Below are 24,670 nucleotides of genomic sequence, written 5' to 3'. Positions count from 1 at the left end.
AGAGGGCCAGAACACCCGCTGCATTTCCTAGATCAGAAACAACAGCCTCCCGGCTAAAGCCGGTCCTACGGGTCAGCGGCGGCGTGGCGACGCCGGAGTCAGAGCATTCCCATATGGGCAGGAGTCATGGGCATTGAAGCCTCGCAGGTATCCTGTAGGACCGGACTTGTCCGGGAAAGCGTCGTGACAGCCCAGGAAGATCTTCAGCGCTTGCACCGGCGTCTTCGGGGACAAGTCCCCTCCTACCGAGTTGTGTTGATTCGGTAGGACCGGCCGGGGTGGCGCTCCACCTCGTCCGGGAAGATCTTCAGCCCTTGCGCTTGCCATCCAGCCGACGCAGGTGGCAGGTGACTTCTTCGCGGTCGTGGTACAGCTGTTTACAGCCGATCTCGACGCGAATGCCCCGCGCTTCGAACCCGTCTTCAATGCGCTGCAACAAACGCCGCACTTCGGCATAGCGCTGTTTCATGGGCAGTTTGAGGTTGACCACTGCTTCACGGCACAGCCCTTCGCCGATCCAGGTTTCCAGCAACGCGGCATTGCGCGCAGGTTTCTCGACGATGTCGCACACCATCCAGTCCACCGGATGACGCGGTTTGAAGGTAAAACCGTCCGCCATCAAATGCTGCACCAGCCCGGTATCCATCAGGCTTTCCGCCATCGGGCCGTTATCGATGGCGGTGACCAGCATGCCACGACGTACCAGTTGATAAGTCCAGCCGCCTGGCGCTGCGCCAAGATCGACGCCGGTCATGTCGCCGGACAGCCGCTCATCCCACTGATCGCGGGGAATGAAGTGGTGCCATGCCTCCTCAAGCTTCAAGGTCGAACGGCTCGGCGCTTCACGCGGGAACTTCAAGCGTGGAATGCCCATCGGCCACATCGCCGAGTTGTTCGACTCCGCCAAGCCTAAAAAGACTTCACGGCCGCTTTTAAAGGTCAGCAGCAGGCGCGGTTTGCGCGGGTCATCCACCAGTTTGCCGGCCTCGGTCAGGGCCTTGCGCAGCGGTGCTTCGAATTTGCGGCAAAAATTGGAAAGCTCCTTGCCATCATTGGTGTCGACCACTTCCAGCCACAGGCTGCCACAAGTCGCAAAATCTGCCATGTGCGACAGGATCACGCTGATGCGGTCAGTTTCCGGCAGGTCGAGAAACACCCCGCGCGCCCACTGCCGAGGGAAGATCAACTGCGCGAAACGTTGACCGTTCATCAGACGTTCGGCGCCATCGTCTTCGGTGCAGATGAACTCGGCGCAAGCCGCGTTGGGCTTGGCCTTGGCATAACCGGACACATTCAGGCGCGCCGCGTGCTCAGCGATTTCCGAGCAGACTTCCCCCTCGAAACCGGGTCGGCAGTGCATAAAAAGGGTGTTCATGGGTATCTCCTGGGCAACGATCAGACACTTGACCGCTGCGTCGTCCCGGCAAGGAGCCTGGACCAGCTATACATGAGGGTTAGTCTCATGGACGCGAAAGCGGCGCATGATAGCCGAATCAGGAACCACTGGCGCGGGCTACAGGTCCAGTACTACACCAGTCAATGATTGCAGGCGGCGCCACAACCGGCTCAACCCGGCAGACGCAAGCCTGCAGCAGATACCAATCGTCAAGTCCGTTACCGTGCGGACGCGTAAGGAGTAATTTCATGCCCTCCCTCGATAGCCTGAAAAGTCTCAAGACCCTCGAAGTTGCCAACAAGACCTATCACTACTTCAGCCTGCCCGAAGCCGCCAAAACCCTGGGCAATCTGGACAAGCTTCCCATGTCCCTCAAAGTGTTGCTGGAAAACCTGCTGCGCTGGGAAGACGGCAAGACTGTCACCGGAACTGACCTCACGGGCCTCGCCGCGTGGCTTGGCGAACGGCGTTCCGACCGGGAAATCCAGTATCGCCCGGCGCGGGTATTGATGCAGGACTTCACCGGCGTCCCGGCAGTGGTGGATCTGGCCGCCATGCGCGCCGCCGTTGCCAAGGCCGGCGGCGATCCGCAGCGCATAAATCCGTTGTCGCCCGTGGACCTGGTGATCGACCACTCGGTAATGGTCGACAAGTTCGGCGACGCCAGCGCGTTCGGGCAGAACGTCGACATCGAAATGCAGCGCAACGGCGAACGTTACGCCTTCCTGCGTTGGGGCCAGAGCGCTTTTGACAACTTCAGCGTGGTGCCGCCTGGTACCGGCATCTGTCACCAGGTCAATCTGGAATACCTGGGCCGCACCGTCTGGACCAAAGATGAAGACGGCCGCACGTACGCGTTCCCGGACACACTGGTTGGCACCGATTCCCACACCACCATGATCAACGGCCTCGGCGTATTGGGCTGGGGCGTGGGCGGGATCGAAGCCGAGGCGGCAATGCTCGGCCAGCCGGTGTCGATGCTGATTCCGGAAGTGATCGGTTTCAAACTCACCGGCAGGCTCAAGGAAGGCATTACCGCCACCGATCTGGTGCTCACGGTCACGCAAATGCTGCGCAAGAAAGGCGTGGTGGGCAAATTCGTCGAGTTTTATGGCGACGGCCTGGCCGACTTGCCGTTGGCGGACCGAGCCACCATTGCCAACATGGCCCCGGAATATGGCGCGACCTGTGGTTTCTTCCCGGTAGACGACATCACGTTGGAATACCTGCGCCTGTCCGGACGTCCAGATGAAACCGTGCAATTGGTGGAAGCCTATTGCAAGGCGCAGGGCCTGTGGCGGCTGCCGGGTCAGGAGCTGTTGTTCACTGACAGCCTGGAACTGGACATGAGCAGCGTCGAAGCCAGCCTCGCCGGGCCAAAACGTCCGCAGGATCGGGTGGCCTTGCCGGGTGTTGCCCAGGCGTTCACCGATTTTCTCGGCCTGCAATTCAAACCCACTCATAAAGAAGAAGGCCGCCTGGAAAGCGAAGGCGGCGGCGGTGTCGCCGTGGGCAATGCCGATCAGGTCAGCGGTGAAGCCGACTATGAGTACGAAGGCCATAAATATCGCCTGAAAAACGGCGCGGTGGTGATCGCCGCGATCACCTCGTGCACCAATACCTCGAATCCGAGCGTGATGATGGCTGCTGGCTTGGTGGCAAAAAAAGCCGTGGAAAAAGGCCTGACAACCAAACCCTGGGTGAAAACCTCTCTGGCGCCAGGTTCCAAAGTGGTAACTGACTATTACAAGGCGGCCGGGCTGACTCAGTATCTGGACGCGCTGGGCTTTGATCTGGTCGGCTATGGCTGCACCACCTGCATCGGCAACTCCGGCCCGCTGCCGGAACCGATCGAAAAAGCCATTCAGCAATCGGACCTGACCGTGGCGTCGGTGCTGTCCGGCAATCGCAACTTTGAAGGCCGGGTGCATCCGCTGGTCAAGACCAACTGGCTGGCTTCCCCGCCGCTGGTGGTCGCCTACGCCTTGGCTGGCAGCGTGCGTATCGACATCAGCAGCGAGCCGCTGGGCGAAGGTAGCGATGGCCAACCGGTCTACTTGCGGGACATCTGGCCGACGCAAAAGGAAATTGCCACGGCGGTCGAGCAGGTCAACACCGGAATGTTTCACAAGGAGTACGCCGAAGTGTTCGCGGGTGATGAACAGTGGCAGGCAATCGAAGTACCGCAGGCCGCGACTTATGTCTGGCAGGAGGATTCCACCTATATCCAGCACCCGCCATTCTTCGATGATATCGGCGGGCCGCTGCCGGTGATCGAAGACGTCAAGGACGCGCGAGTGCTGGCCATGCTTGGTGATTCAGTCACAACCGACCACATCTCCCCTGCCGGCAATATAAAGGCCGACAGCCCGGCTGGACGTTATCTGCGCCAGAAAGGTGTCGAGCCACGCGACTTCAACTCCTATGGCTCGCGACGCGGCAATCATCAGGTGATGATGCGCGGCACCTTCGCCAACATCCGCATCCGCAACGAGATGCTCGGCGGCGAAGAAGGCGGTTACACCCTGCACGTTCCCACGGACGAGAAGTTGTCCATCTATGACGCGGCCATGCGCTATCAGGCCGAAGGCACGCCGCTGGTGGTGATCGCCGGTCAGGAATACGGCACCGGATCGAGTCGCGACTGGGCAGCCAAGGGCACCAACCTGCTGGGCGTCAAAGCGGTGATTGCCGAGAGTTTCGAGCGCATCCACCGCTCTAATCTGGTGGGCATGGGCGTATTGCCACTGCAATTTAAAAATGGCCAGAGCCGCAAGACCCTCAACCTCAATGGCAAGGAAACCCTGAACATCAGCGGCCTGACCCACGCCAACCTGCACCCCGGCATGGACTTGACCCTGCAGATCACCCGTGAAGACGGCAGCCAGGAAAACCTCGATGTGCTGTGTCGGATCGATACCTTGAATGAAGTCGAGTACTTCAAGGCTGGGGGGATTCTGCACTACGTGCTGCGGCAGTTGATTGCCGCGTAGGCAAACAGCCTCACCCCCACGTTCAACAACAAGGGCGATAACCGAACGGATTATCGCCCGGCTTTGATGTAGGCTCTTTCACAAAATTAACCATCTGGTACATTTTGTGAAAACAGCGTTCACTCTGCTCGAACGCACTCATAACAAGAATCGAGAGCCCATCGCCATGACCTCATCCAGAACCCCTTCGATCCTCGCCGGGCTGATCGGCGCGGGCATTCAGGCTTCGCGCACGCCGGCCTTGCACGAGCACGAAGGCGATGCCCAGGGCATGCGCTATCTCTACCGTCTGATCGACATTGATGCGCTCAAACTCGACAGCAGCGCCCTGCCGGACTTGCTGCTGGCGGCCCAGCGCATGAGCTTTACCGGGTTGAACATCACGTTCCCGTGCAAACAGGCGGTGATTCCTCTGTTGGACGAATTGTCCAGCGAGGCCCTCGGCATTGGCGCGGTCAATACCGTGGTGTTCAAGGACGGCAAGCGCATCGGCCACAACACTGATTGCCTGGGTTTTGCCGAAGGCTTTCGTCGAGGCTTGCCCAACGTGCCGCGCAAGCGTGTGGTGCAACTGGGTGCTGGCGGCGCTGGCGCGGCCGTGGCTCATGCGTTGCTGGCCGAAGGCGTCGAGCAGTTGAGCATTTTCGAAGTCGATCCGGCGCGGGCACAAAGCCTGGTGGACAACCTCAACGCCCACTTCGGCACGGCACGGGCGCAGGTCGGGCGGGATTTACCCGGCGCGATGGCCAGCGCTGACGGGCTGGTCAACACCACTCCGGTGGGCATGACCAAGTTGCCCGGCACGCCGCTGCCGCCGGAACTGCTGCATGCCGCGCTGTGGGTGGCGGAAATCATCTATTTCCCGCTGGAAACCGAACTGCTGCGCCATGCACGAGCGCTGGGCTGCCAGACGCTGGATGGCGGCACCATGGCAGTTTTTCAGGCGGTCAAAGCGTTCGAACTGTTCAGCGGCCAACCCGCCGATGCCGAGCGTATGCAGGCGCACTTTCAGCGCATGAACGACTGAGGTTCAAGGTCGCAGGTAGCGCGTCACTGAATCGCAGATCATGTCCTTGTGGCGCTGCCTGACCTGTTCGTCCACCAGATCGATCTGGAAGATTTCCGAGAAGGTGTGGCGGTTCGAGATCCGGTAGAAGCAGAACGAACTGATCATCAGGTGCAGATCGATAGCATCGACGCCCTGGCGAAAGAGGCCTTCGCTTTCACCCCGGCGCAAGAGCTTGTCGAGAGTCTCGACGATGTTCTGGCTCAAGGCGCGGATCGTCGGCGACTGTTTGACGTTTTCGCCGTTATGGATATTTTCGATGCAAACGATGCGCACGAAATCGACGTTGCGGTCGTGGTGGTCAAAGGTGAATTCCACCAGGCGCTGAATGGCCTGCATGGGCTCCAGCGCATCCAGATTAAGCCCGGTTTCGGTGCGGCGAATATCGCCGTAGAGCTTCTCCAGCACTTCAGCGTAAAGCTGCTCTTTGCTGTTGAAGTAGTAATAGATCATCCGTTTCGAGGTATGCGTGCGCTCGGCGATGGCATCGACGCGCGCGCCGGACAGTCCTTGCGCGACAAACTCGACAATGGCGGCTTGCAGGATGTTGTCACGGGTCTTTTCCGGATTGTTCTTGCGGCCCTTGACGGGTACCGGCAAAGGCGCCTCGGCGAGACTGTCTTCGGTAGTTTTCATTATTGATTCACGGTTCGGATAAACGATTGGCCGCGTGCATTATGCAGGCGACTGCGCCAAAGATCCCGTCTCTGACGCAGCCACTGAATCAAAGTCGCGCTTGGCGTGCCGCGCCGCTGCGCGCCTTGGCCATCGCTGCCAGACGCACCGCTACGTTTGCGGCGCCGTAACCGGCATAACCGTTCTTGCGTTGCAGGATTTCGAAGAAGAATCGATCGTCGAACGATTCGGTGTACACGTGAAACAACTCACCACCTTGGGCATCGCGGTCGTACAGCACGTTGTAATACGCCAGTTCGCTGAGAAATTCGTCGTCGAAATCAAAACGCGCTGCCAGGTCGTCGTAATAGTTGAGCGGGATATCCAGCAATTGCACGCCCGCCTCTTTCGCGCGGCTGACCTGGGCGAAGATGTCTTCGCATTCAAAGGCGATGTGATGCACGCCCGAACCACGATAACTGGACAGCGCGTGGGAAATCGCCGTGTTGCGGTTTTCGGAAATGTTCAGCGGCAAGCGCACGGTGCTGCAACGGCTGCGCAGCGCCCGGCTTTTCACCAGCCCATAAGGGTCGGGCAGCACCACTTCGTCGTCGGCCTCGAAATCCAGCACGGTTTTATAGAACAGCACCCAGCTGTCCAGGCTGTCAGCCGGCAGGGCAATGGCCATGTGATCGATGCGCTGCAAACCGCCGCCCTGCTCCGCGTCAGGGTTGATGATGAAATCGCTGTCGTAGATCGCCTGGCCCGGTTGAGCCGGCTCGACAAGATAGATCAGGCTGCCATCCGGTGCGCGCACGGCGGGGATTTCCCGCTCGTTGGGCCCAACCAGACCGCGATACGGCTGACCTTTGTAGACCCTGGCACGCTCCAGCGCCGAAGCGCCATCGTCGACCCGCAATGCGGTGGCGCACAACGAAGGGCCGTGGGCTTCGAAGAAACTGTGGGCGAACGAATAAGGTTCAGCATTGAGCACAATCCTGATATCGCCCTGCCCCAACAGGCTGACGGCTTTGGAGCGATGCTGGCCCAGTTTGGCGAACCCGAGGTTCTCCAGCCAGCCGGACAGTTTCGCGCCCTGGGCGTCGTCCACGGCGAACTCCAGAAACTCGACCCCGTTGTAGGCACTGGCGGGCGGCGGGCTGAACAGCAGGTCCTGAGGCGCTGGCTTTTGCTGCTTTTCGAGCAACAAGCGGGTCTTCTCCTCCAGGTACAGCAACGAGCGCAGGCCGTCGGCCGCGTTGGCCCGAGGCGGCGCGGCGCGGAAGCCGTCGTTGAAAATCTCCAGAGACAGCGGCCCCGTGTAACCACTTTGCAGGATCGGCGCGAGAAAGCCCGGCAGGTCGAATTCGCCCTGGCCGGGGAAGCAGCGAAAATGCCGGCTCCACTCCAGCACATCCATGGCCAGCACCGGCGCATCGGCCATCTGCACGAAAAAAATCTTGTCGCCGGGGATTTGCGCGATGCCACTCGGATCGCCCTTGAGCGACAAAGTGTGAAAGCTGTCGAGCAGAACGCCGAGCGCCGGATGATCCACCTGACGCACCAGATTCCACACCTGTTGCCAGGTGTTCACATGGCGGCCCCAGGCCAGCGCTTCGTACCCCACGCGCAATTGTCGGGCGCCGGCCCGTTCGGCCAGCAGGCTCAGGTCATCACGCAGAATATTTTCATCGCCAAGGGAATCCGCCGCCGCATTGCTGCACACCAGCACCAGATCAGTGCCCAACTCCTGCATCAAGTCGAATTTGCGCTCGGCGCGGTCGAGATTGCGTTGCAGGCGTTCCCGGCGACAGCCTTCGAAGTCGCGAAACGGCTGGAACAAGGTGATGGCAATGCCCAGATCGGCGCACAGCTGCCGAACATGGCGCGGGCTGCCGTCGTAATACAACAGATCGTTCTCGAAAATCTCCACCCCGTCGAAACCGGCGGCAGCGATGGCTTCAAGTTTTTCCGGCAGGGTCCCGCTCAAGGAAACGGTGGCAATCGAACGTTGCATGCTTGCACTCCTTTGAGGTTGCGACCTCTGCGGATCGCGTGTTGATGCTTCTGAACGAATTATTCGCCTCGCCAACCGCTACCGCAAATTAAATGTACCAACTGGTTAGTTTTGCGTTCGATAATCGCCCAAAACCCTTTTCAGCCAATTGACGGTGTCGGTCTGGATGCCCAAGATCAGCTCCACATTGTCGGACAAGGTTAATTCTGACGTCGTAATCGCTGATGTAAGCAGCGCTGTCCGCTGCCTCGAAATGCCTGTCTCACGCAGCCCATAACAAATTCAATAAGACGGTCAATCGCCATGAACGCTCAACACAACAGCCCTGTTTGCCCTTGCGGCCACCCGCCCCGATCATCGGCCTCGTCGACCTCATCAGTTGAAAGCTCGTTTATTACCCGCCCGACGGGTATCGCATCGCGCTTCGCCTGATTAAAATCCAGCGCCCTCGAAGAATGGCCCTTGCAGGATTGACGCCTGCGAGATCGCCCACGGCCCGTTAACGGCCCTGATTCGAGTCGCCTTTTCAGTTCGATCGTGGCCCATGCCGCGATCCTTGAACGGATGGCCAGACCATGCTTTCTACACATTCCTCGACATCAGCGGCCAAAACCGCGCATCCCCACGCCGGCATCGGCGAGAAAATCCGTGGGGCCATGGCCGTGGGCAAAACCCGCTGGGGCATGCTCGCCCTGGTGTTCTTCGCCACGACGCTGAACTACATCGACCGCGCCGCGCTGGGTGTCATGCAGCCCGTCCTTGCCAAGGAAATGGGCTGGACGGCGATGGACTACGCCAACATCAACTTCTGGTTCCAGGTCGGCTACGCCGCAGGCTTCCTGTTGCAAGGCCGCTTTATCGACAAGGTCGGCGTCAAACGCGCGTTCTTCCTCGCGGTATTACTCTGGAGCGTGGCCACTGGCGCACATGGTCTGGCGACGTCGGCTGCGGGTTTCATGGTCTGCCGCTTCATTCTCGGCCTGACCGAAGCCGCCAACTATCCGGCCTGCGTGAAAACCACGCGGCTGTGGTTCCCCGCTGGTGAACGCGCCATTGCGACCGGCATCTTCAACGCCGGCACCAACGTCGGCGCCATGGTGACCCCAGCCCTGCTGCCCATCATCCTCACCGTTTGGGGCTGGCAGGCCGCGTTTCTGTGCATGGGACTGCTCGGTTTGAGCTGGGTGGTGGTCTGGCGCTTGAAGTACTTCAATCCCGACGAACATCCAACTGTCAGCCAGGCTGAACTGGACTATATCCATAAGGCTGTGGAGCCCGAGCCGGTCAAGGTGCCGTTCACCCACATCCTGAAGATGCGCGGCACCTGGGCTTTCGCCCTGGCGTATTCGCTGACCGCCCCGGTGTTCTGGTTTTACCTGTACTGGCTGCCGCCGTTCCTCAATCAGCAATACAACCTGGGGATCAGCGTCACGCAAATGGGTATTCCGTTGATCCTGATCTGGCTGACGGCGGACTTCGGCAGCATTGGCGGCGGGATACTTTCGTCCTGGCTGATCGGCCGTGGCATGCGCCCGATTACCGCGCGCTTGCTGTCGATGCTGGTGTTTGCGATCACCATCATCAGCGTGATTTTCGCGGCCAACGCCAGCGGTCTCTGGGTCGCGGTACTGGCCATCGCTCTGGCAGTGGGCGCGCATCAAGCCTGGACCGCGAATATCTGGAGCCTGGTGATGGACTACACGCCCAAGCACCTGATCAGCACGGTGTTCGGCTTCGGCGGCATGTGCGCGGCGATTGGCGGCATGTTCATGACCCAGATCGTCGGTGCCGTCCTGACCGCGACCAACAACAATTACAACGTGCTCTTCACCATGATCCCGGCCATGTACTTCATCGCCCTGACCTGGATGTATTTCATGGCGCCGCGCCAGGTGCCAACGATCAAGGAATAAACCGCTGCTCTCAATCAAGGCCGCTTGTTGCAAGCGGCCTTTTTTTGGCAAAAAAAACGCCACAGAGAAATATCCGACAAACATTTCTCTCAGAAAAAACTGACAAACTGCTGGAAATTTTCCTTGCCGATCAGTGAAGCTTGGCGCCGGCATCTGCCCTTCCTTCGAGTGCGGGCAGCTGCGCTCAAGCCTCAATTGAATGGACTCAAGGAACGCCACATGTTTGCCACGCGCTGGATCAGCCTGACGCTACTGACTCTGGGTTACGGCCTCGCCATTGCCTATGGTCATTTCAGCCTGCCGGTCGTGGTCACCTTTGCGCTGTTGATCATGGCCGGAATTTGCGTCACGCAATTCAAACAGCGCGCAGTAATCGGCTTCGGCCATTGCCTGTTTATTGCGCTGGCGTTGGCACTGGCCAGCCACTGGCTGCCGGGTTTCTTCAGTGAACGAGTTATAGCCGCGCAACGCCTGACGCCGCAGTCCGCACCGTTTTCCATGTACCTGAATCTGGACAAACCGCTGATCGGATTCTGGATCCTGCTGGCCTGCCCCTGGGCGCTGCGCAACGTGGCCATCGGGCAAGTCGTAAAGATCACAGCATTGACGCTGCCGGGCACCGCGTTCGTCTGTTTGAGCACCGCAATGGCCTTGGGGCTTATCGGTTGGGACCCGACCTGGCCGGCGAAAAGCTCGCTGTGGCTGGCGAACAATCTGTTATTGGTGACCCTGACCGAAGAACTGCTGTTTCGCGCTTATATTCAGGGCGGCCTGCAACGGTTGTTCAAGCCGCTGCGTTATGGGCGCACACTGGCGCTCGGCTGCGCAGCGCTGCTGTTCGGTCTGGCGCATTTCGGCAGCGGTTGGCAATGGGTCGTGCTCGCTGGCCTGGCGGGCATTGGTTATGGCCTTGCCTTTCGCTTCGGTGGGTTGCCGGCAGCGGTCATTACCCACTTCGGCGTCAATCTCGTGCATTTCAGCTTTTTCACTTACCCCATGTTTGATCGGTAGACCGCTTGGTTGCAGTAGTGGCCAATTGGTCATTTTGACAACGCGCTCAATGTATTGGTATCAGTGCCGATAGCATCCCAAAGCCTAGCGGATCGAAGCTCATGCGTAATAACCAGCCCATCACTCAACGCGAACGGACGTTTCCGGCCAATCAGCGGTTGATCTCAACCACTGACGCCCGAGGTGTCATCACCTATTGCAATGACGCTTTCGTTGAGATCAGTGGCTTCTCCCGGGAAGAACTGCTCAAGGCGCCACACAATACCGTTCGCCATCCCGACGTGCCTGCCGCCGTTTTCGAACATATGTGGACGACACTGAAAAGCGGTCAACCGTGGATGGGCATCGTCAAGAATCGCAGCAAAAACGGCGACCATTATTGGGTCAATGCCTACGTCACGCCCATGTTCGAGAACCAGCAGGTGGTCGGCTTCGAATCGGTTCGGGTCAAACCCACCGCCGAGCAGGTTCAACGTGCCGAAGCGCTGTATGGACGGCTGAACAATGGCAAGTCGGCGATCCCACGTCGGGACAAGTGGCTGCCGGTGCTGCAGGACTGGCTGCCCTTCATCATGGTCAGCCAACTGAGTTTCCTGATCGGCGTCTGGTTGAATTCCCACTGGGGTTTCGCCTTGGCAGCCGGGCTGTCGGTGCCGCTGGGCCTGTTGGGTCTGACCTGGCAACAGCGCGGCATCAAGCGCCTGTTACGCCTGGCGGAACAAACCACATCCGACCCGCTGATCGCGCAAATGTACACCGACAGCCGTGGCCCGCAGGCACGTCTGGAGATGTCAATCCTCAGCCAGGAAGCGCGGATGAAAACCTGCCTGACCCGCTTGCAGGACACCGCCGAACAACTCAACGGCCAGGCGCGTCAGTCCAATACGCTGGCCCACGCCAGCTCCACTGGCCTGGAACGTCAGCGGATCGAAACCGAACAAGTGGCCACCGCCATCAACCAGATGGCCGCCACCACCCAAGAAGTCGCCAGCCACGTCCAACGTACCGCTGACGCCACCCAGCAAGCCAACGAGCTGACGCGTCGCGGCCGGGATATCGCCGGGGAAACCCGCGAAGCCATTCAGCGCCTGTCCACTTCCGTGGGCGAAACCGGCCTGACCGTGACCCAACTGGCTAAAGACAGCGACGAAATTGGTGGCGTGGTCGATGTCATCAAGGGTATTGCCGACCAGACCAACCTGCTGGCCCTCAACGCCGCCATCGAAGCCGCCCGCGCCGGGGAAATGGGCCGTGGCTTTGCGGTCGTCGCCGACGAAGTGCGCCAACTGGCGCAACGCACCACCGAGTCCACCGGCCAGATCCACGGCCTCATCGCCAAGCTGCAACAGACCGCCAACGCCGCCGTGCAAACCATGAACTCCGGCCATCGCCAGGCCGAAGAAGGCGTTGCCAAAGTCCTCGAAGCCGACCAGGCGCTCATCGGCATCAGCGAAGCCGTGGCCAACATCACCGACATGACCACCCAGATCGCAGCCGCGACCGAAGAACAAAGCTCGGTGGCCGAAGAAATCAGCCGCAACATCGCCACCATCGCCCACCTGGCCGACCAAACCTCCGAAGAAGCCCAACGCTCGGCAACCCTGAGCGGCGAACTGACCAACACTGCCCATTCGCAGTATTCGTTGGTGGAGCGCTTTAATCGGTAGTTTCAGCACACAGTAAAAGAACCCCAATGAACCTGGTTCGTTGGGGTTTTTTGTTGGGTTTTTTTGAGTTTCACATCGACCAATGAGTTTGGACTACACGGTTTTGGAAGTGGTTTGTAGGCTTGTTCTGAAAGTAATTAATTAGCTCGGCTTGTTGCAGCGGGGGTGTTGACGGAGGACTACAAGTGAGATTAGTTGGATTTCAGGTTAAGTGATTGGTTACCGCCTGAGGGTGGAGTGCTTGGCCTTTAAATCTAATTATGCGTACGGACTATTCAGCTAATGTTTAGCTGTGCGCCTGGAGAATAAAATGAACAATACTAATACACGCTTCGACTACGCTGCACCTTTCGTATCTGTAGCAGATCCTTTGGATGGCTTGATTAAAGTTACAGACCTTGATGAACCACTACGAGTAGATATCACGCAATGGGACGGTGCCCGGCCCGGCTATTTTGTGCAACTCATGCTGGACGGCAACTTGATTGGTGCCATCAGAACCTTTTCCGAAAACGACAGGCCTGGTGATGTATTTTCGCTGGAGATGGATAACGGGTATCTGACGGACGAAAGGGCTTACACACTTGGTTTTCGCTCCACCAATCACCAGAGTCTCCTGCATGACGACTCACCAGTAATTCCACTTATCGTGGACCGCACTGCACCCGGCGCAGCAATGCTCGCGGCTATGGTATTCGACAACGCAAGTTGCAGCGACAGCGTAACTGGCTTGATTCCCGGTTATGCGGGCATGCAAACGGGTGACGTTATCCAGAGCATATGCAATGACATTCCTGGCCCTACCCAGCTTGTCGTCGCCGAAAACCTGACGGCACTACCCGTTGAAATCACCTTCACACGCGAATTCCTCGAAAGCCTTCAGACTGAAAAGGTCAAAATCACATATCACGTCACTGATCGAGCGGGTAATCAATCGATTCTGGCGCGACATGTTGAATTGAATTTACCGACCCACGACTCCACACTTTTCCTGAGTCGGAATTCCAGTGCAAACACCAGAAGTATCATACAGACCAAAGCACTGGACGCCCCCAGCATTCCGGTAGCACAGGCTGATGGCCTGATCCCCGTCGACGCCTTGAACAGCGACATCATTATCTATTTCCCCGTATGGCTCGGCGCACACCTGGGCATCGACACCAATCAACTGATGATCAACGGAGTGTTGGTGGGCGAGCCGGTAACGGTTCCCGACGAGGCCACCGAGTTTTCGCTCACTATCCCCCTGGCCACCCAGCTCAAGGAGGATGGCAGCTACGATATTGGCTACCGGGCTACCAGCGTCATCGGTGGGACCCCCAACGATTCTGCCATCACCACCATTCGCATCGACCGGACTGCCCCCGGCGCTGCAATGCTCGCAGCCCTGGCATTTCCTCAGGTCAACTTCGGCGACCGGTTGATCGGTCGGCTGCCGGGTTACGCTGGCATGCAGGCCGGGGATCTTGTCCAGACTATTTGCAACGGTAAGGACGGTCCTTGTTGTCTGATCAAGACCGAGCACCTGACCACGCCCATGGAAATAACCTTCCGCAGTGAATTTCTGCAAAGTCTCGAAAGTGACGTCGTAAAAATCACCTACCAGATCACGGATCGAGCCGGTAATCGCTCTATCCTCGCGGAGGCAGTTGATTTAACACTCCAATCTTGATCGAACTTGCCACCCATACGTATCAAATCTTATTAGTCCTGCACGCGTTTGCGTGCGGGACTAATATTAATCCACTGAAGGAAATTTCCTAGGACTGCAAAAACTGAAAATTTGACCCTGACCATTACTTCTTCTCCGGCAACAATTGTAGTACTTGCCCTACATTTACATCTCGTCAGCTCCTACAACCAATTTCAAGACCCCAGATTTACCCCCTGTATTTATTGCCCTATACCTAAAAACCATCATTTAAAAATCACCGCTTTATGCCGTCAAAGGAAACAATCAAAAAATCGGCAACGTCAATCCCCAGAGAAATTTTCTCACTTGACGAACAGACACTGAAGCAATGTAATGCGCAAAAAAAAACCGCCATGAGCGGCACTGATGAGTTCCAACATCAAACTAGCCAACACAAAATAAGGAAAATAACCAAATGGAAGAAACGCCTCCATACAACAGTACTGACAAGGACAAGCCACAGGAGCCATCCAGCCCCGTTGTCGATATACCGCAAACCAGCCCGGCTTTAGGAGATATCTCGGACAGTCTGAAAGCGCCTTTTTTGCCTCATGTAAACCCCGACGCGATCAGTTATGAGCAAGTGCATACGGGAGTCTGTGTTCATATCCCGGGATCAGCGAAGATGCTGTTCGGCGATGAACTGGTGTTCTATTGGGGCGTCAACAGTTCCTCGACCCCGATACTGCTCAAGCACGTGAACTCAAACAGCGTGGTGCGCGTACTGTGCGTCAGCTACCACTTTATTGGATGCGTGCAATATGGGTTGGTGGATTTGTACGTCGAGGTTTATCGGGACCAGCATTTGATCGGCACCTCGCCGGCGCTGGTGGTCACGGTCAACCGCAACTCACCGGTGACTCCCAGGCAACGGCAACGCAAGCGCAATATGATCCGCAGGTACGCAAAAAAACCTGATAAAAACCGCTTCTGAAAAAGATAACCCCGGTGCGCAATGCACCGGGGTTCTGGAGGAAGAAATACTGCCCGTTGGCGAGGCTTGCTGTGGGACCGGCCTTAGTCGGGAAGGCAATTGACGCCTTCGTGACTAAAGTCGCTCCTACGACCCCTTCGCGGGCAAGCCTCGCTCCAACGGACTTATGAAACCAAACGATGCCGCCGTGTCATGGACACGGCGGCATCGTTTTTCAGCGCCTGTTGCAGCGCGCTTACCTAGAACGCCAACTTCAACCCGACATTGGCCCCCCATGGCTGTTCGACGTTTTTGCCCTTCATGTAATCAAAGTCCGCATGCAGTTGCAGCCGCTCCGACAGCGATACGGAAACACCCGCCCCCAACTCGGCACGCGAGCCGGACAAATCATTGCCGAAACGCTTGTCGTTGACCTTGACGTCATTGCTGCCCGAAAACTCCTGCGCCATGGCCACCCGCACATAAGGTGTGAGCACGCCGCCATCCTTGAGGGCGATGCTGCGTCCGGCCGAGGTCCCGAGTTTGCCCAACGTCGATTGCGTGCGCTCGTTGTTGGCCTGCATGCCGTTATCCAGGGTGTAGCTGTCGCCTTGCACCCAGACGCTGGACAGCTGCGCGTAAGGTTCGAGGAAATAGCCATCGGCAAAGTTGATGTGCCTGCCGAACTCCAGCGAGCCACCGACCGCGCTGCTTTCATAGTCGCCCTTGGCTTTGGTGCCATCGCTCATGGCCACTTTCGACTCGTTGCGAAAGCGGTTGAGCTTGAGCACGCCGTCCAGGTAGTAGCCATCGTCCAGCAGCCAGGTGCCGTAACCGCCGACATAGTAGCTGTCGACATTGCCCGTGGTGCCGCGACTCAGGTCCAGGTCATTCTTGCTGTAACCGGCCATGACGCCCAACGACAACTCACCGATGCCCACTTGCAGCGGCGCATCAACGCCCAGGGTCAAGCCACTTTGCTTCTGCTGGTAGTTCACGCCGTCGCCGGTCGAGGCATTGAAACGGCTGCCATAGCTGCGCATCCATGCGCCGCCCAGCGGCTTGCCGCGCACCTCGCCCATGCGGCTGCGCAAGGTGCTCAGCTCGCTGTTCCAGATGTTCGGCGCCGCGTTGAACAGCGCCAGCACACTTTGCGTCGACGGGCTGATGGTCTTGCCGGAACCGACAATGAACCAGTCATCGCCGCGCTGCTCCAGCTCGTAGGAATACACCCCGAGATCCGCCTTGCCACCCAGCAGACCAAACTGCGCATCCCCGCCTTCGGTATCCACCACCATTAGTGGCTCAACTTCCGGCGTAACCAACTCCAACCCGGTGTTCTGCACCTTCAACGTGTGATTACCGTTAGCCTGACCGCCCACCTTGAGCAAATCCCCGGAATGGTTATCCAGATTAATGCGCATATCGAACGTGCCACTGCCGGACAACTCGCCCAAGGTCAAAGTCTTGAAAGCCCCCTCGCCAAAACTCACCCGCCCGCCATTCATGGACAAGGATTTGACGTTGCTGTCATCCACCATCTGCCAACTCGCTGCGGAATTGATCGCCAACGAATTGCTGTTGATGATATTGCCGGTTAACTGCGCGTAGTTTTCCAGGGTGACGTTTAGGGTGCTAGTGTCATCGGCGGTTAGGTTGCCGTTGAGGCGACTGTCGTTGACTGTGAAGTTGGCGGTGCTTTTGTCTTCTACTTCCAGTAGATTGCCGTTACCCGCTATAAGCGTTGTATTATTTTGAATACTGATGTTGGCGGTATAGGGAACAGAAAAGCCATCTATGGTATCGACTTTGATGGCTGCTCCATTTTGAGACTGCACAATAGAATCATCAATGGTTAACCAACCGGTATGGAATAACTCAGAATAACCATCCGGATGATTTAAATAGGCTCCATTCTCCAGACCTAGAACACGACTTTTGCTGACAACATTCAGTGTCGCACCAAAGACACCTACCCCCCATCCTTTCTCGACGGAGGTTGCCTGCAGAGACTCCACTGTGCTATTGACGAGATCCAGGTATCCCCCTGTAATCACGCTAATCCCCATATTTACTCCACTTACAGTACCGTTGGTAATTTTTCCTCGCACGTCTCGCCCCACCAACACAGCCGAGCGAAAGGTGGCAACAGACGGATAACTAATAATTGAGCTATCTATATTAAGCGTTCCACCATTTTGAACTATTACCGTTCCATCTACCCGAGTATTGTTTTCAGCGATACATTTGAACCGTTACTCTGAATATCATAAACGGCCGCACCATCAGCATTCAAATTACCGCCATTGATCAATGTATAATATTTTTCAGCAACCGTCGTTGAATCCAGATTAACTGTTTCATTATCGATGACTTTATTTATCGTTTGCCCTGCCCACGCCTCAGCAGATAGCGATCCCACAATTAAACCCAAGCCTATTTTGTTTACACAATTTAATCCAATAGAAATCCTCACCACCACTCTCCTATAAAATGAGCGGCAATTTTAAACTAAAGAAATATCTTACGTTCTCCTAGGACAAATACCAAGCCGTAGGACATTTCCTAAAGACCAACCAAACACGTCCTACAGACAGAGCCGTCGCACAACCCTTTACAGAGCGCTATCTATACGATTAACAATCGTAATTATCTAGCAAATAATTTCGGGTAGTAGATATTTATGCACACACCCCCTTGACGACGCCGGAGAATTCCGATTAGTTGATTTTAGAGATAGGTTCTGCAAAGCCTGTTCACCCACGTTACCGAGCTACTGACGCAAGTGTTTATCGGAGATGCCTCCATAAGCGTTTGCCAGAACACTCGACTTTTAAATAAAAAATGGAGATTTATCATGAGTCACTCGAAACGCCGTTCCCGTTCACTTGCCCGGAGCCCACGGCAAAGTAATCCGACCTTGGTCAAACCAGATATCCCTGTAGCTGACGCTAATGACGGCCTGATTAAAACAGTCGACCTTACCACTAACATCAAAGTCAATTTCCCTGTATGGCCTGAGGCTATTAAGAGCGACAGTTGTCGCTTGGTCTTGGATGACAAATATATTGGTGAGGCACTGGCACTTGACCCTCTTCCTCCGGAAGGGACAATTCTCACCATGGAAATTCCGGTAGACACCGAACTCCTGGAGGATGGTGCGTACACGCTTGCTTATGCTGTCATCGCTAATCCGGGCGGTGGCGCCAGTCGGTCGCCGACAACACCAATCCTCATTGACCGCACTGCGCCCGGCGCGCATCAACTGGGGTATATGGATTTCCCCGATGAGGCCAAGGATGGTTTGACTGCCGCAGAACTCAGCGCCATGGACGATGTTTTGACCGGAAGCATTTTTGGTTATACGGGGCTGAGCCGGGGCGATGTGATCAAGACCTATTGGGGTGACGTCGCCGGACCTGAAATTGAATTACAAGGCGACGAGGATGGCAGCCAGCCGATCAATGTGTTGTTTGACAAGGCATTCCTGACTTCATTGGGAAACTCAGCAGGGGCCACTTTCTATCAGGTGACCGATCGTGCCGGCAATCTTTCTGAAGAATCGCGAAAGCTGACTATCCCGTTGTTCCTGACGGAAATTACACCCGATCTACCCCCGCCGGTCATTGACAACTTTGATGGCGTTATCGATTACAACGACGCTAAAGCGGGTGTGGAAGTCAAAATTCCGACTTCAGATGCCCTTGAAGAAGGGGATCAGATTGTACTCCACTGGGGATCCCAGGCTATTGGCCCGTACCCCATCGCGCCTGAAGATATTGGAGAACCCTTCGTCCTGATTTTTGATGTGGCTTACGAGACCATTGAACTGGCCGGTGATGGTTTGCTTCAACTCAAGTATGACGTGGTGCGGAGCGATCAAATCGTAGGCTTCTCCCTACCCCTTGAAGTGGAGGTCACTGCGGAGTTGCCCGTACCTGGTGATCTCGAAAAACCTACTGTCCGGGGCAGCAGCAGCACCCCGAGCAATGAAGACAACTTCATCGACATCGAAGACTTCGAGCTCAATGCGACGATTATCATCAACTGGAACAACGGCTTCAAATCGGGGCAGACAATTCGTGTTTACTGGGGAGGTCAGGAAGTTCTTCAGGCGCCCTACGTCATCACTAACACTGACGTGGTTGCGGGTCGATCGTTGCTGCTAACGGCTTTGAACAGCAATTTCAAGCCTGTCGGCGCAGGCAGCGATATCCGGGTCTATTACACAGTGAGAAGCTCAGGAAACCCGAACACTTCCACATCTTTGGAGCAAAGCATTATCGTTCAATCCAAAGATGAATTGCCTGGTGGAGCTGATGGACCCGACGCGCCCGAGTACACGGCGCTTAATGAAAACGGGGCAATCAATGAGGAATTGTCACCCAACGGTGCACCCGTTTTCATCAAGCCCTATAAGAACATTGAAGCAGGACAGACAATCGTATTCACCTATGAAGCTTACGACAATCTCGTCGGTGGTGATCTGAAATTCACATGGACACATACCTCACCGCCGATCACCAATGATGAAGCTGCCAATGGCTACGGATTTTTTGTCCCGCTAGAACGATTGAAAGCCCACTGTTACGGCCACACCGAATCGTTTTTTCATGTCATCAGTGATGTGGGCCAAGGCAACTCTAAACGCGCTAGCGCGCTGGTCGACATGCGTCGCGGCAATATTTGCAATTATGAAAATGACTTGGGCGCTCTGCCTGCCAGATCACTTGAAAAAAAGTTGAATCACGGCCCTGTGTTCACTGCAGTTAATGAAAACGGCGCGATCAATCTGGAACTATCGCTATGCGGTGCTCCGGTCCTGATTAGTCCTTTCGAAGGCATGGCCTCAGGGCAAAAAATCGTTTTCACCTATGAAGCTTATGACAAGTTAAACGGAGGTAATCAAAAATTCGTTTGGACTTACCCTTCCCGTGAGCTAATTCCCGAGGAGCTCGAACACGGACTGCATCTGACCGTTCCGCGCGAGCTACTGCTGAAACATTGTTACGGACATGCGGAGGCATATTACTCAATTCAAGGCCAACCAGAACTTTCACATCGCACCCATGTGTATGTTGATTTGCGCTTTGGCGGTACCTGTCACTAATTAGCCTGAAGAGGCGGGCCACGCCCGCCTCACTAGAAAAATAAGGATTTATACATGAACGTATTTAGAGCTATAGCTCCGTTGCCAAAACCGACCATCCGCAGCCACAACGACAGTGGTGTAGGCGCTGTTGATGTTGCCGACCCTACCAAACCGTTAGAAGTACTGATCGGACCGCTCGACATGTACCCGAAAGATCGAATCGATCTGTACTGGGGGCCTAATAAAGAACCGGTGGATTCTTATATTCACTCCCCTGATGCACCCAATACCAATGGTGTTTTCTCCCTCTATGTCGATACATCGTGGGTACTACCGGGAACAGTGGATGTGCATTACAGCTACACCCCTTTCCCTTCGGACAATCCAGATACATCCGAATCAACCTCAGTCATCGTCAAACTGTCGATCCCCGGCGGGCGCGATCCTGATCCTGAAAGTCCCTACCAAAACGAAGCCCTACCCAAGCCTGCGGTCTTTCCTCCCGGCATCATCACTTCGCCGGACGGGGTCAGCGTGACGATTGCGCCCTACCTGAACATGGAAGTCGGCGACAAGGTCACCGTGTCTTGGAACGGTGAGTTTGTCCTGCACATCATCGAGTCCGAGGACCAAGTCGGTCATCCGGTGGTGGTGCCGGTGCCGAGGACGATTATCGAGATGGCCGGCGATTCGGACATGCTGGAAGTGCGCTATGAAGTGCGCGACATCGTTAACAATTGGTCGCGCTGGTCGCTGCCGACCTTTGTTGAAGTGGAAGCAGGCAATTCCAGCTTGCCAGCAGTGATTATCCCGCAGGCGCCAGATTTGGTGCTGGATCTGGACCGATTGACCGGCCAGCCGGTTCAGGCGTTGGTCTTGGCCTATCCGGAAATGGCTGGCAGCGACCAGATCACCTTGATCGTGGAGCGCAATACCGCCGAAGGCATGGCGCTGGAGCCGTTCGTGATCACCAAGACGGTGGAGAACCCATCGAGTTTCGTGGAGTTCTTCGTACCGTTCGCGCAGTTCGTGCCGATTACTCAAGGCCGGGCGCGCCTGAAATATACGGTGGAAAAAGCCAGCGGCGTGATGCAGCGTTCCAAGAGTCTGTCGCTGACGGTTGTCGGCGAAGTTCAGGAGTTGCAGGCGCCAAAGGTCCCGGCAGCACAAGACGGTGTGCTTGATCCGGCGTCGCATAATGTCGTCGCCCTGGTGCCGCCTTATTACTTCATGGCGGATGGCAATGACGTGACGCTGGTCTGGGCTGGCAAAACGGCCAGCGGGGCGAACGTGTTGCACGAGGAACTGAAGACGTTGAACCGTGACGATATCGGCAAGACGTTGGAATATCGTATCCCTCCGGACAAGGTCAGCGTGCTGGCCGGAGGAACGGTGCAGGTCTACTACACGGTCAACACCTTCGCCCGGGCTTTCTTCAAATCGCCGGTTCTGGACTTGAGAGTGAGCCAGGACACCAGTGTGCCATTACCCATGCCAAGCGTGGATCACCTCAGTGCCGACGGCGTGCTTGATCCAGCGAATATCGGCCCGGAAGCCATTGTGCGTATTCAGCCTTACACCGGGATGACAATCCGCGACAAAGTCACTCTGCATTGGGACGGCCGCACGCCTGATGGCGTGTATAGCACTTATACGGTGCTCAATAGCGGTACGGTGAACCGCGAAGTGCTGTTCCGGGTATTGAAAAGTATTGTCGTCGCCAGCCTCGATGCCCGGGTCAACGTCTGGTATGAAGTTGAGCGCAACGGCCAGACTTATCGTTCCGACAGGCTTACGTTTGTTGTGCAGGAAACTGTCGTGACACCGCTTCCCGTTTCACACGTCAAGGAAGCTAGGGGTGACACGCTGTACCTTGCCGACACTGCAAACGGGGCGACGGTGGTCGTGCAGGCCAGTGCGAATCTGAAGCGGAATGATCGGGTGCGAATCGACGTCAAGGGCAGTAATGCCAGCGACAGCAAGGAAAAAATCGTCCAGGAAGCTGATGTGGGCAAAGAGCTTTCCCTGGTATTTTCCAGTGCGGTGATCGCCGCTAACGTCGGCCAGAGCATTGAGGTGGTTTACAGCGTGCAGCGTGCCTCAGGCGTCGTGCAGACTTCGCCTTCGCTGTTGCTGAAAGTGGTGGGCAGCCTAAGTGAGCTCTCTGCTCCGCTCATGGATAACGTCGGCCCAGACGGTATCGTCGTCCCCGGAAAAATCCCCGAGTCCGGCGCAACCGTTCGAGTGGCCTATCGAGACATGCAGGCCACGGACAGCGTATTCGTCAGCTGGAAAGGCGTCAGCGCACACGACACCGCGCCGCAGTTGGTGGGCGGCGCAGCGCAGTTGCAATTCAACGTTCCGAAATCCTTCATTACTGCCAACGTCGGCAACCCCGCGACGGTGACTTACACGGTAACCCGCGCAACGGCGTCGCTGGTTTCCGCGCCGTTGCAGTTGACGGTCAAAACGCCGCTGGTGTTTGACACTTCACCCATCACCTTGACCGGCCGGGCTTATTTGATGCCGCACTTTACCGGTATCCTTCCCGTGTTCCCGGCCGGTGCCACGGTGCAGCGGGTTGCCAGCGGGGGTCAGCCTCCCTACGTATACAGCGCGACCGAGCCAGCGCGCGTAGACGAGACGGGGCTGGTCACGCCTCGTGGCAATGGCCCGGCAACTATTACCGTGACGGATGCGGCGGGAGAAACCAGCAGCTACACCGTCACCTGGAGCAATGTCGTCAATTGTTTTGGCCTTAACAGTGGCAGTCTTTCGCAAATGGAGGCGGCTGCCGGGGCCAAGGGCGGACGCCTTCCGACGTTTGAGGAACTGGGCGAAATCCACAATGCTTACGGTAACCGGTGGCCAATGGGCAATAGTTTTTACTGGTCATCAACGATGGCATTGGTTGCGGTGGGTATTAAGTGGTATCTCGTAAAAAACCTGGTCACAGGCGAGCCCCTGCAGATGCTGCACCATAAGACCTGTTTTGCCATCGCACTGGTCCGTGCGCCGGGTTAATCCATTTCGGGCCCAAGCCAGCCAAGTGCTGAAAACTACAGGGCGTCGCCTGAAAAGTGCGGCGCCTTCCATTGAATAGCTCCCCGGCCAGATTCAAGAGCATGATCATGAGCGACGCTTCAAAGCCTGCCAAACGCGGCATACCGCCAGCCAATTGCACCGGCAACTTCGCGGTTGCCGTCAACCAGCGGCCCATGGTTATCAAGTCTCTGCGCGCCCGGCTGATGCTTCGGCCTGAATTGGCCGAAGCCCCGACGCACTGGATCTGGAAGATTATTGCCGACGGCAAGGTGGGCCAGAAGCGCACCAGTATCGGTCTGTTCTTCGACCGGGATTTACCCGCCGGCACCTATGATCTGGTCGCCAACGAGCACATCAAAATTGTCTATAACGAAAGTCCTGGCAGACGCAACGTGGTCTATCACTCCGCCAACCTGCAGACTGGCCAGTTCACCCTGCTCAAAGCCGACATTGCCCGGCAGCAGATAAAAGGGCTTTTCAGTTTTGGCATGTCCGCGATCGATTTTGAAGTCAGCGACGGCGAATTCGATCTGCAATGCCGTTGAATCACTCAGTCAGCAGGAACTGCCCGATGCGCTGCGCCGTATTTGCCAGGCACTCTTCATAGGTAACGCCGGACGCTTTCAGCGGCTTGAGATCGTGATTGGCGGCAGGCAACCACAACAATTCAATCGACTTCGATAACACATAGCCTTCGACCGTCTCGCGGTTACCCAATGCGTCGCGCTCGCCTTGCACAATCAGGGTGGGGGTTTGCAGTTCAGCCAGATGCGCGACCCTTGGCTTTTCCGGCTTGCCCACCGCGTAAAACGGATAGCCCAGACAGACCAGCGCCTCAGCGCCTAATTCATCAGTAACCAGACTTGCCATCCGCCCGCCCATGGATTTGCCGCCAATGGCCAGGCTTCCAGAGACATGAGGTCGCAGGCTGGCATACACCTGCCGCCAGCTTTCCAACAGCAGCGCCTGCTGATTGGGCGGGCGCTTGCGACCGTCAATCCGGCGTTGGGCCATATAGGGAAACTCGAAACGCACCACTTCGATCCCTTGTGCTGCAAGGCGCGCAGCCATGTCGTTCATTAAGGCGCTGTCCATGGGCGCACCGGCGCCGTGGGCCAGAATAAGCGTCACTTTTTTGCTGCCTGAGTTCCCTTCTGCCCGGTTCCATAACCAGCCATTGTCCTTTGCCAGCTGCGCGCATTGATCCTCGTCAATACCGGCATTTTGCCCATTGCTCATGCTTGCCTCG

16 protein-coding genes are annotated in these 24,670 nt (G+C 56.7%); 10 read left to right on the top strand and 6 right to left on the bottom strand.

The features are described 5' to 3' along the window. Positions 1 to 307: 307 nt before the first annotated feature. On the bottom strand, positions 308 to 1,375 hold the full coding sequence (gene rlmM / locus CFII64_RS20925) for a 23S rRNA (cytidine(2498)-2'-O)-methyltransferase RlmM (RefSeq protein ID WP_020292840.1): 1,068 nt from the start codon (positions 1,373 to 1,375) through the stop codon (positions 308 to 310). Positions 1,376 to 1,644: 269 nt separating this feature from the next. Here rlmM and acnA point away from each other — a divergent pair, with 269 nt between their 5' ends. Further along, positions 1,645 to 4,389, top strand: coding sequence for an aconitate hydratase AcnA (acnA, locus tag CFII64_RS20920; protein WP_020292839.1), 2,745 nt, complete (start codon positions 1,645 to 1,647; stop codon positions 4,387 to 4,389). Positions 4,390 to 4,555: 166 nt separating this feature from the next. Then, positions 4,556 to 5,416 (top strand): shikimate dehydrogenase, encoded by an 861-nt coding sequence (locus CFII64_RS20915; protein WP_020292838.1) that lies wholly within the window; start codon positions 4,556 to 4,558, stop codon positions 5,414 to 5,416. 3 nt (positions 5,417 to 5,419) lie between these two features. On the opposite strand, the gene CFII64_RS20910 is transcribed toward CFII64_RS20915, so the two are convergent. Further along, a complete protein-coding gene (locus tag CFII64_RS20910) occupies positions 5,420 to 6,091 on the bottom strand; it encodes a TetR/AcrR family transcriptional regulator (protein ID WP_020292837.1) in 672 nt (223 codons plus the stop codon). A gap of 88 nt (positions 6,092 to 6,179) precedes the next feature. Continuing rightward, positions 6,180 to 8,087, bottom strand: coding sequence for a 3-dehydroshikimate dehydratase QuiC (gene quiC / locus CFII64_RS20905; RefSeq protein WP_020292836.1), 1,908 nt, complete (start codon positions 8,085 to 8,087; stop codon positions 6,180 to 6,182). Between the two features lie 575 nt (positions 8,088 to 8,662). On the opposite strand from quiC, the gene CFII64_RS20900 reads away from it, so the two are divergent. The 5 genes from CFII64_RS20900 to CFII64_RS20880 all read left to right on the top strand — a co-directional run bounded on the left by CFII64_RS20900 (position 8,663) and on the right by CFII64_RS20880 (position 15,305). After that, complete coding sequence (locus CFII64_RS20900) at positions 8,663 to 10,000, top strand: MFS transporter (RefSeq protein WP_020292834.1); 1,338 nt, start codon at positions 8,663 to 8,665, stop codon at positions 9,998 to 10,000. A 219-nt stretch (positions 10,001 to 10,219) separates the two neighbouring features. Next, positions 10,220 to 11,011, top strand: coding sequence for a CPBP family intramembrane glutamic endopeptidase (locus CFII64_RS20895; RefSeq protein ID WP_020292833.1), 792 nt, complete (start codon positions 10,220 to 10,222; stop codon positions 11,009 to 11,011). A gap of 101 nt (positions 11,012 to 11,112) precedes the next feature. Then, positions 11,113 to 12,678: a PAS domain-containing methyl-accepting chemotaxis protein gene (locus CFII64_RS20890; protein WP_020292832.1), complete on the top strand. Its 1,566-nt coding sequence runs from the start codon at positions 11,113 to 11,115 to the stop codon at positions 12,676 to 12,678. A gap of 310 nt (positions 12,679 to 12,988) precedes the next feature. Next, positions 12,989 to 14,350 carry a hypothetical protein gene (locus CFII64_RS30075; RefSeq protein WP_020292831.1) on the top strand — a complete coding sequence of 454 codons (1,362 nt, stop codon included), beginning with the start codon at positions 12,989 to 12,991 and terminating at the stop codon, positions 14,348 to 14,350. 436 nt (positions 14,351 to 14,786) lie between these two features. Then, positions 14,787 to 15,305, top strand: coding sequence for a hypothetical protein (locus CFII64_RS20880; RefSeq protein ID WP_052026652.1), 519 nt, complete (start codon positions 14,787 to 14,789; stop codon positions 15,303 to 15,305). 239 nt (positions 15,306 to 15,544) lie between these two features. On the opposite strand, the gene CFII64_RS20875 is transcribed toward CFII64_RS20880, so the two are convergent. Next, a complete protein-coding gene (locus CFII64_RS20875; RefSeq protein ID WP_084488294.1) occupies positions 15,545 to 17,353 on the bottom strand; it encodes an autotransporter outer membrane beta-barrel domain-containing protein in 1,809 nt (602 codons plus the stop codon). Positions 17,354 to 17,502: 149 nt separating this feature from the next. After that, positions 17,503 to 17,760, bottom strand: coding sequence for a hypothetical protein (locus CFII64_RS29855; RefSeq protein WP_156883240.1), 258 nt, complete (start codon positions 17,758 to 17,760; stop codon positions 17,503 to 17,505). 381 nt (positions 17,761 to 18,141) lie between these two features. On the opposite strand from CFII64_RS29855, the gene CFII64_RS20870 reads away from it, so the two are divergent. The 3 genes from CFII64_RS20870 (at position 18,142) to CFII64_RS20860 (ending at position 23,966) form a co-directional block, all read left to right on the top strand. Then, positions 18,142 to 20,394, top strand: a complete 2,253-nt coding sequence (locus CFII64_RS20870) for a hypothetical protein (protein WP_256208140.1) — start codon at positions 18,142 to 18,144, stop codon at positions 20,392 to 20,394. Between the two features lie 54 nt (positions 20,395 to 20,448). Further along, positions 20,449 to 23,400: a hypothetical protein gene (locus CFII64_RS20865; RefSeq protein WP_052026650.1), complete on the top strand. Its 2,952-nt coding sequence runs from the start codon at positions 20,449 to 20,451 to the stop codon at positions 23,398 to 23,400. A 107-nt stretch (positions 23,401 to 23,507) separates the two neighbouring features. Then, positions 23,508 to 23,966 (top strand): hypothetical protein, encoded by a 459-nt coding sequence (locus CFII64_RS20860; protein ID WP_020292825.1) that lies wholly within the window; start codon positions 23,508 to 23,510, stop codon positions 23,964 to 23,966. 1 nt (position 23,967) lies between these two features. Here the strand turns inward: CFII64_RS20860 and CFII64_RS20855 are convergent, their stop codons facing one another. Continuing rightward, entirely contained in the window at positions 23,968 to 24,660 is a 693-nt protein-coding gene (locus CFII64_RS20855; protein ID WP_020292824.1) for an alpha/beta family hydrolase, read from the bottom strand. Between the last annotated feature and the right edge of the window lie 10 nt (positions 24,661 to 24,670).

Origin of the sequence: Pseudomonas sp. CFII64 (genome assembly GCF_000416235.1) — a bacterium.
Taxonomy (GTDB): Bacteria; Pseudomonadota; Gammaproteobacteria; order Pseudomonadales; family Pseudomonadaceae; genus Aquipseudomonas.
The sequence above is the reverse complement of the archived record's forward strand: the minus strand, read 5'-3'. Positions and strand labels throughout refer to the sequence as shown.

Coding starts and splice junctions, on each gene's coding strand:
- rlmM (WP_020292840.1), bottom strand. CDS start 1,375: ATGAACACCCTTTTTATGCACTGCCGACCCGGTTTCGAGGGGGAAGTC.
- acnA (WP_020292839.1), top strand. CDS start 1,645: ATGCCCTCCCTCGATAGCCTGAAAAGTCTCAAGACCCTCGAAGTTGCC.
- CFII64_RS20915 (WP_020292838.1), top strand. CDS start 4,556: ATGACCTCATCCAGAACCCCTTCGATCCTCGCCGGGCTGATCGGCGCG.
- CFII64_RS20910 (WP_020292837.1), bottom strand. CDS start 6,091: ATGAAAACTACCGAAGACAGTCTCGCCGAGGCGCCTTTGCCGGTACCC.
- quiC (WP_020292836.1), bottom strand. CDS start 8,087: ATGCAACGTTCGATTGCCACCGTTTCCTTGAGCGGGACCCTGCCGGAA.
- CFII64_RS20900 (WP_020292834.1), top strand. CDS start 8,663: ATGCTTTCTACACATTCCTCGACATCAGCGGCCAAAACCGCGCATCCC.
- CFII64_RS20895 (WP_020292833.1), top strand. CDS start 10,220: ATGTTTGCCACGCGCTGGATCAGCCTGACGCTACTGACTCTGGGTTAC.
- CFII64_RS20890 (WP_020292832.1), top strand. CDS start 11,113: ATGCGTAATAACCAGCCCATCACTCAACGCGAACGGACGTTTCCGGCC.
- CFII64_RS30075 (WP_020292831.1), top strand. CDS start 12,989: ATGAACAATACTAATACACGCTTCGACTACGCTGCACCTTTCGTATCT.
- CFII64_RS20880 (WP_052026652.1), top strand. CDS start 14,787: ATGGAAGAAACGCCTCCATACAACAGTACTGACAAGGACAAGCCACAG.
- CFII64_RS20875 (WP_084488294.1), bottom strand. CDS start 17,353: ATGGGGATTAGCGTGATTACAGGGGGATACCTGGATCTCGTCAATAGC.
- CFII64_RS20870 (WP_256208140.1), top strand. CDS start 18,142: ATGAGTCACTCGAAACGCCGTTCCCGTTCACTTGCCCGGAGCCCACGG.
- CFII64_RS20865 (WP_052026650.1), top strand. CDS start 20,449: ATGAACGTATTTAGAGCTATAGCTCCGTTGCCAAAACCGACCATCCGC.
- CFII64_RS20860 (WP_020292825.1), top strand. CDS start 23,508: ATGAGCGACGCTTCAAAGCCTGCCAAACGCGGCATACCGCCAGCCAAT.
- CFII64_RS20855 (WP_020292824.1), bottom strand. CDS start 24,660: ATGAGCAATGGGCAAAATGCCGGTATTGACGAGGATCAATGCGCGCAG.